4 protein-coding genes are annotated in these 2,911 nt (G+C 41.5%); all 4 read left to right on the plus strand.

The features are described 5' to 3' along the window. The first annotated feature begins 434 nt into the window (after positions 1-434). A complete protein-coding gene (locus tag ACM0OP_RS23890) occupies positions 435-731 on the plus strand; it encodes a hypothetical protein (RefSeq protein WP_414530899.1) in 297 nt (98 codons plus the stop codon). 110 nt (positions 732-841) lie between these two features. Next, positions 842-1,018, plus strand: coding sequence for a hypothetical protein (locus ACM0OP_RS23895; RefSeq protein ID WP_414530900.1), 177 nt, complete (start codon positions 842-844; stop codon positions 1,016-1,018). A 105-nt stretch (positions 1,019-1,123) separates the two neighbouring features. Next, complete coding sequence (locus ACM0OP_RS23900; protein ID WP_414530901.1) at positions 1,124-1,279, plus strand: hypothetical protein; 156 nt, start codon at positions 1,124-1,126, stop codon at positions 1,277-1,279. Positions 1,280-1,556: 277 nt separating this feature from the next. Then, positions 1,557-2,729 (plus strand): IS110 family transposase, encoded by a 1,173-nt coding sequence (locus ACM0OP_RS23905; protein ID WP_414530902.1) that lies wholly within the window; start codon positions 1,557-1,559, stop codon positions 2,727-2,729. Positions 2,730-2,911: the final 182 nt, after the last annotated feature.

The following is a 2,911-nucleotide window of genomic DNA, read 5'->3' on the forward strand; positions in this document are numbered from 1 at the left end:
CACCCGTGCATTGTGTAGCGAGTACCCCCGCACGGAAACACCCTGTACAAATTACCGAAGCCTTTGGCGCTGTTCACAAGTTAGCGGCGCGGTGATTTTCTCATGTCTGCGTTAATAAAAACTAATTACCTACAGGGTCAAGGAGGTGAAGCCTAGACGGAAATCATTTAATTTTTTCGCTGATGCTCTTTTTACGATTAATTGAACACTGAAATATATCTTCCATGTGTTGTAGCCAGTGTTAGCTGACTAACACTGGCATTTTTTACCAAGGAATAAATCATGTACAAACTATGTAGTCCGTGGGCTGTTTACCGTGTAGACACTTTAAACAATATGGTTCTAGCAAGATTTAAAAGGCGTAGTGATGCTTGTCAATATGCCAAGCTCGTACAAGCTAACTCCACATTCAAAATACAGGTAATTTTTGACGTATGACCAAATTTAAAACCATCACCTACAAACGCATCCTCAACTTAGGTAACTATGAATCCAAGCACCTAGAGGCAACTATTGAAATTCCAGAAGGTATAACCGCTCTAGGTGCTGAGGTAGCGTGTTCAGAACTTATGGATTTTGTTGAGTCCAAAATTCGTGAAGATCACTTTAAGTCTATGAACGAAGAAATCACAAAAATTGAGAGTCATATTAAACATCTCCGAAAGACAAGGAAAATTGTAGAATCATTGACTGAATCCGATAACAATCCAGGTGAAGGCGGCGACTTCTAATGACTGACATGAGGGCGATATCACTGGCATCTAAAACCCATGTGCTAATTCATAAACGAGCATTATTTGTGAATAGTCTGACAATATCTCTACTCGCTCGGTGCATAAAAATGAATGTGACAGATCCACGTTTACCCACTGATGAGGATATTGTTAATTATTTTGCAGATATTGCAACTCAGGAAGCACGAAAATTAACTGACCAACAAATCAGTGAAATTACTAAACAAGCGATTACAGAACTCAACCACCAAAATAAAAATTTAGCACCCAGGGCAAAAAATTAACCAAGCATGACAACAAACATCCCCAAACCGATCCTACTTTTTGATGATAATTACATCCTTCTCAGTAAGCGTAGATTTTTTGTAGGAAATGTAACAGTTGTGTTAATGGCTAGATACATTTCGGCACTAGCTAACACATCTCAAGCCAGAGTTTATGAAGATTTTATTGGCAGGGCTAAAGCTCTATCTGAAAATGAAAGCCAGGAATTTATAGATGAATACATCGCTCAATCCATGCTAGATCCAACACCGCCTGAATGAGCTTGGGTAAGACTCCCCAAGCGAAACACCCCCCCTCGGGGTGTCGCGGTATGAGTCCAAATCAGCCCCGCAAAACAGCACAGTTACTTAGGGCTTTAATATTGAATTAAGCTACTGCTTTTTTAATTTCATAAGCTCGGTTAACTGGCTGTAAATACAAATGTGTCTACCCAACATTTGCAGTGTTGGGTATTGCTTTGAGACTGAATCAGGCTCGTTGGCCTTTGGGTGATTCACAAGCGTAATTGACACATATTCACCTAGCGAGAAAAACAGAATGACTAGAGTTGTGGGGCTAGATGTTTCTAAGTCCTGTGTTTCGTGCTGTCTGCTTACAGAAAAACCGAGTAGCCCAAGAGAATTTTACTACGAATGTCGGTTTTATAAGTTCGACACTACCCAAACTGGTTTAACTGGTTTGATGCTATTGCGGCCTGAAATTGCAATCCTTGAACCCACTGGAATGAATTACTCACGGTTTTGGGTGGAACATTTGACCCGCGCCGGGGTTGAGGTGAGGTTTGTTGGTCACAAGCAACTGAGGAATTACCGCGAGAATCACTTGGCATTGCCTGATAAAGATGATGATGCTGACTCGCTGGCACTAGCCTGTTATCAGTTTGATTATGGGAGTGATTTGGGCCGGTTTGTCCGCGTGCGCGATCGCACAATTTCCAGGATGAGGGAATTGGTGCTACGGCTAAATCATCTTTCCAGAATCCAGTCCCCAATCATTAATAGAGTTAGGCAAGATTTGGCGTGGCAGTTCCCAGAAGTGGCCCTGGTTAAGTCAGTTCGGGGTGTTTCTGGAAAAGTTCCCCTACTTTGGGGATGGTTATGTGGGCAGCGCGAAAGTAAAAAGTATGATCTGCTTTACCAAAATACTGCGGGGCTGGGGTTAACCAATTCTGTTAAATTTCACGCCGAACGAATTTGTAGTTTACAAATTGAGGAACAATTAATTGAGGATCAATTGGCTGCAATTCTAGCTGATGAAAGGTTTGCAGCTTATCGTGAGGTTTTCCAGAATTTCAATTTTGGCGATCGCACACAATCTATAATTTTGTCCCAAATTTACCCACTAGAAAATTACTTGGGGGAAGATTCCAAGCCAATTATCAAAATTAGGAAGGGTCGGAAGTCCGGTAAACCCACAAAGCGCCATTTATCACTGAGGAAATTTCAGAAGGCTTTGGGAGTTGCTCCCAGCCAGGAATCAAGCGGTGATATTTCTAAATCTAAAGTTTCTGGTGGTTCTGCACTTTGTCGCCGTGCCTTGTGGCAATGGGTATTTAGTACAGTTGAACCATCCAAGCGCCGGACAAATCCATTACTTGAAGAATTGGGGGAATTTCTGGATACTGAAAAATCCGCAGGTAAGCCAGTTAAATTAATCAGGATGCGTGTAGCTGTTCGTGCCGTGAAACTTCTGTTTAAAATGCTGACCTGATTAGGGTGGTGACTGATAGCCGAAAACTTTTTTGTATCTACTGCAATCGGAATCAGTATGAAGGCTGGGGTGATAACAATAAAATTGTTACAGATACTTTCCCCTGCTTAGAGACAATAAATTGTCTTGCCTTGCATTATATTATTTCAGTCAGTCACCACTATTAATCTACTAGACTGAAA

It is taken from the genome of Nodularia chucula CCY0103, from assembly GCF_963923915.1.
GTDB classification, from domain to species: Bacteria; Cyanobacteriota; Cyanobacteriia; order Cyanobacteriales; family Nostocaceae; genus Nodularia; species Nodularia chucula.